Source organism: Deinococcus rhizophilus, from assembly GCF_030271215.1.
Classification (GTDB): domain Bacteria; phylum Deinococcota; class Deinococci; order Deinococcales; family Deinococcaceae; genus Deinococcus; species Deinococcus rhizophilus.
Genome location: NZ_JASNGB010000343.1, coordinates 1 through 924, shown reverse-complemented (window position 1 = coordinate 924; position 924 = coordinate 1). Strand labels below are relative to the sequence as shown.

Annotated in this window: 1 protein-coding gene and 1 pseudogene; one reads left to right on the top strand and one right to left on the bottom strand. The window is 73.6% G+C overall.

Annotation, left to right across the window (positions count from 1 at the left end; translation table 11 throughout):
• Positions 1-212: pseudogene (locus tag QOL99_RS17235) on the bottom strand (MotA/TolQ/ExbB proton channel family protein); the annotation flags it as partial.
• Positions 213-359: 147 nt separating this feature from the next.
• Between QOL99_RS17235 and QOL99_RS17230 the strand changes: the two are divergent.
• Positions 360-924 (top strand): site-2 protease family protein (locus QOL99_RS17230; RefSeq protein ID WP_285525633.1); only part of this gene is annotated, 565 nt, incomplete at its 3' end.

Below are 924 nucleotides of genomic sequence, written 5' to 3'. Positions count from 1 at the left end.
GGATGCGCGGCGCGGTCCACCTCGGCCAGCGCCGCCGCCGGGCCACTCTCGGCCGTGACCGCCCGCGCCCGCTCGATCAGGGCGTCAGGATCGCGTCCCAGGCGTGCCAGCGCCTGCGCCCGCACGGCGGCGGTATAGACCACGTACAGGGACAGCGCGGCCAGGACCCACAGCAGGGGGCCAGCGGCCCGCAGAAGCTCGACGACGTTCATGGCCTTCACGGGTAGCACGCGGGGACGTGGCAAGCGTGAAAAAGCCTGATCCGGCCCTCATCCGCAGCGGGACCAGTCTGGCCCAGGGGCGAGACCTGTGCCCCCGACCCTGCCCCAACCCCGACCCGGCTCCTACACTGCTCAGCCATGAAGCCGAACCCGCCCCGGCCCCGGCGGCAAGTCACCACGGTCCTGAGTGCGCTGGGCGGCGGGCTGCTGGGCTTTTTTGCCACAGGCGCCCTGTTCAGCTCCGGGGCGCCGCTGTGGGCCGTGGGGCTGGGGCTGGGGCTGGGATGGCCGGTCCAGATCCTGATCCACGAGCTGGGGCACGTCTGGTTCGGCAGGCAGCGGGGCCTGCAGCTGCGCCTGTTGGGCATTGGCCCGGCGGTCTGGTCGCCCCACAGTCGCCGCTGGCGCCGCAGCCGCATCCCGGCGCTGGGGTTCGCGTATCTGATGCCCCCGCCCGGCCTGACCCCGGACGATCTCGCCCGCCGTTACCGCCACATGATCCTGGGAGGTCCGCTGATGGGGCTGCTGTTCAGCGCGGCGTGCGCTGCCCTGGCGTCGGCCGCGCAGGGGGACGCAAGCACAGTCCTGTGGACCGTGGCGGGGGTGGGCCTGTTCATGAACCTGATCTCGGCCCTGCCGGTCACCGGGCCCGGCCTGCTGCCCGACGGCGCCCGCTGGCAGCGGCTGCGCCCCGGTTCGGCCA